This is a genomic window from Acetobacter sp. DsW_059, from assembly GCF_002153695.1.
Classification (GTDB): Bacteria; Pseudomonadota; Alphaproteobacteria; order Acetobacterales; family Acetobacteraceae; genus Acetobacter; species Acetobacter thailandicus.
In genome coordinates, this window is record NZ_JOPI01000049.1 from 1 (window position 1) to 3,407 (window position 3,407).

At 34.9% G+C, this 3,407-nt stretch carries 4 protein-coding genes; all 4 read right to left on the reverse strand.

Annotated features, from left to right (window positions below; genetic code table 11):
- Positions 1–34: 34 nt before the first annotated feature.
- From HK25_RS13510 to HK25_RS10305, 4 genes are read right to left on the reverse strand one after another with little or no spacing between them, the layout of a single operon-like run.
- Positions 35–391, reverse strand: coding sequence for an SH3-like domain-containing protein (locus HK25_RS13510; protein ID WP_086636137.1), 357 nt, complete (start codon positions 389–391; stop codon positions 35–37).
- Complete coding sequence (locus HK25_RS13515; RefSeq protein ID WP_086636138.1) at positions 388–702, reverse strand: SH3-like domain-containing protein; 315 nt, start codon at positions 700–702, stop codon at positions 388–390. Before HK25_RS13515 ends, HK25_RS13510 begins: the two co-directional genes overlap by 4 nt.
- A gap of 5 nt (positions 703–707) precedes the next feature.
- Positions 708–1,325: a nitrile hydratase subunit alpha gene (gene nthA, locus HK25_RS10300; RefSeq protein ID WP_086636139.1), complete on the reverse strand. Its 618-nt coding sequence runs from the start codon at positions 1,323–1,325 to the stop codon at positions 708–710.
- A gap of 32 nt (positions 1,326–1,357) precedes the next feature.
- Entirely contained in the window at positions 1,358–2,878 is a 1,521-nt protein-coding gene (locus HK25_RS10305; RefSeq protein ID WP_086636140.1) for a porin, read from the reverse strand.
- Between the last annotated feature and the right edge of the window lie 529 nt (positions 2,879–3,407).

The window sequence follows — 3,407 nt, forward strand, 5'->3', positions numbered from 1 at the left end:
TCAATATTTTTTTCAGAGTTTAAGAAGTTATGTTTCATTTATTTTTCTCCAAATAAGATTCCCACATATCAATATAAACAAATTGATTTTTATTGTTCTGACCTGGTCCGAATAGCTCTTCGACAGAAAATCGAACATTATAGAGATACTGAGGGTTGTCACCTTTCCCATGGGCCATAGTATCGGGAAAAACGAAAAAACCATGCTGACGATCAATCACTCCTGTATGTCCCTTCACATACTGTGGAAGACGTGTATGACCTGTAGGGTTCAAATTACGAACTTTTACACTATCGCCTGTTTTAAACTGAGGTTTGTCTGTTTCATCTCTGGTAAAAGACGTTGGAGTTCTGATAGCTTTATATACATCTTGCGCTTCCAGAAATTTCATTTTTTTTCTCCATTTTCAATCTGTTTAATTCGTTCATTTAATTCTTCTTCAGTAAATAACCCGTTCCAGTAAGATAAATTTTCAGCAGCCCTTAGCCAGTGCACATAATAAGGGGTAGATAAATATTCCGCTGGATCCATTATTTCGATTGAATATCGGAATTCATCCAGAGGACAGAGGCCTGAAGCAAAATAAAGACCAATGACACTAAAGACGTCTTTTTCCCAGTTCTCTCTAAAAACTGGTTCATTATCCATTGTAAATACGGGGCCAAAACCATGTTTGCCACCGACGTCATGTACACCGTTCATAGTTATTATTCCCTTACTGATTTTGCCAGACGTGTGCCGATCATAGAATCTCGTGTAATTAAACAGGATAATTCGCTGGAACTAAGGCTCTCTGTTCCTTCAGGGCGTTCAGGAATAACAATATAACGAATTTCAGCTGTGCTATCCCAAACACGTATTTCTTTATTATCTGGAATATTTGTGCCAAATTCCTCAAGAACTTTTCTGGGTTCAATAACAACTCTTGAACGATACTGAGGTGCTTTAAACCACGCAGGAGGCAAACCTAAGACAGCCCACGGATAACATGAGCATAAAGTACAAACGACAACATTATGAATATCTGAAGTGTTTTCTAAAAATACAACATGTGCACCTTCAAAACCTGTCATGCCCAGTTCAGATAAAGTCTGTGTCCCATCATCTAAAAGTTTTTTTCTGAAGGAAACATCTGTCCAGGCACGAGCTATAATTTTAGCACCATCGTGAGGGCCGACTTTATTTTCATAAATATCAACAACTTCATTGAGCGCTTCTTCTGATACTATTCCTTTTTCTATCAAAAGTGATTGAATCGCTTTAATTCTCAGCGCAGCATATGCAGGTGGACTTGTATAACCGTTACTATGTGTAATCTTCTTCATATCTCATACCTCCTTATAAACAAAATTAGAGATTAAAAAGCCATAACAGCTCCCAGTCCAAAATCATTTGAATTTACATGGGATGAATTATGGGCTGTAGACCATGTGTCAACGTATTCAGCAAGTAAATCAACCCACTTTATTACGCTATACCTTACCTGTATTATATAATTCATATTAGATTTAACTAAATATGGATCATAATCATATCCTGTTTTATTTAAAAAACTTCCACCATAACTTGCACCAATTTGAAGTTTTTTGTATTTATATGTTCCTTGAACATAGAATCCATGACTTCTTCTTGCTTTACCGCGGGAGTCTTCTGATAACATAAATATTCCGGTGGTTCCTAAACCGCTTCCCTGATAGTAGTAAGCAACAATATTTGCATTTTTATAAGTTATCTTGGTTCCAATATCAAAGGCTGCACTAGTATATTTTTTATAAGTTTCATTTGAATTATGTTTTTGATAAATTGAAGATGCCCATATATTAGTTAATACTTTTCCTATATTTCTTTTGTATGATACATGAGTTTGAATCATTGGATTAGAATTTGTTTCTGAAACACCTGTTGTGGTCATAGGCTGAAAAATTCCTATAGATCCTTGTGTTCCTTTCCAAACTGGGGTCGAATATGTAATTTGCGGCATAAAGTCAGGATAAACTATCCCTGCACCAATACGTCCAAGAGATGTTGCACTTGGTGCTGCGTTAGGACCAGGGCTACCAACACCTAATAATGATATATCATTCAAAACAGCATCGGCAGCAAATAAACCTATATCTCGTCCGAATTTAAATTGCCCCCATTTATGGTTTGCTAAAACTACATATAGTTTTCGGACATCTATACCACCTGTAGCTAAAGCGGCTGGTATGCCTTCAGAATTTGCACCATCTTTTTGAGTAACATTATTTATAGATGGATAAATCCCCATATGAGCACCAATATCCCATCCAAATTTATGTGTTTCAATATTAGTAATAAAATACCCAGGCAAAAGACCATCGCGCAAAGCCGAACTTTTTTTTCCAGCATTTGCAATTCCACCAAGTATAGTTGGACCTTTGCCACCACTATCACGAACATAAAATGCATTTATTAAGGCATTAAATGTAATAGTTACATCTTTTATTTTTACACCTATTCCATCATCAGCAGGTGTTACATATCGTATATCTAGTGGATTTTTCTGTGGTTTATCAAAACTTACAACGACATCTTGATCATTAAAACGTGGTTTCATATATTTTAGATTGTTAGGAGATATTGTTGTTTCTCCATTTACAATGATAGGCTTTTTTTCTATTTTTCTCGAGTGATTAGTATTTCTTTTTTTATTATATTCTTCTCCTTTTATCGTTGAAATATCTGCATCGTTAATTAATCCTCTTTCTTTTAATTTAATTAAAAGTAAATCAATTTTACTCGTTTCAGTTTCTCTTTTATTATTAATCGATGCATTAGCCAAATTACTTGAAATAAAAAAATAGGGAGCCATAATAAACAAGGAATATGATAGTTTTTTTCGTATTTTATATGTCATATAAACTATCCCATAAATTGCGATTGAGAGTAATTGTTCAAAATATTATTGAATACACGAATGTATTCAATAATATTTTGAATTTTATCTGTGATTGTACCGACATCTTTGTCGGATTTTTTATATTATTATTAAGCAACATCTTTGTTGTTTAATAATAATTATAGACAACACAACCTAGATTCACCAGGTTTTTTGCTAATCTGCTTCCCATTAATACGATATCGTATCGATATGTCAATTATTTTATTGCAATATCGTATTGAAAATCATTCATTAAATTATATTATTTTAACAATATTCAGGGTTCACCCTCCCCCTTTTTCTAGAGGGTGTTATGCACTTTGTATGAGTAGTCGGACTGCATTTTTTAGCATAAAATCTGCGAAGACTCTGGTGTGTATATCGCTTTCATCCAGCACCGGGATTGCTGGTAAACCCCAGTTCACGGCGGAAGATCGTTCAGCATCGCCCGCCACGCAACACCGTAACGGGTTACATAACGAAGACCGTTGAACAGATCCCGCAG

Excerpts from the sequence above, each read along its gene's own strand:
- HK25_RS13515 (WP_086636138.1), bottom strand. The coding sequence starts at position 702 with ATGAACGGTGTACATGACGTCGGTGGCAAACATGGTTTTGGCCCCGTA.
- nthA (WP_086636139.1), bottom strand. The coding sequence starts at position 1,325 with ATGAAGAAGATTACACATAGTAACGGTTATACAAGTCCACCTGCATAT.
- HK25_RS10305 (WP_086636140.1), bottom strand. The coding sequence starts at position 2,878 with ATGACATATAAAATACGAAAAAAACTATCATATTCCTTGTTTATTATG.
- HK25_RS13510 (WP_086636137.1), bottom strand. The coding sequence starts at position 391 with ATGAAATTTCTGGAAGCGCAAGATGTATATAAAGCTATCAGAACTCCA.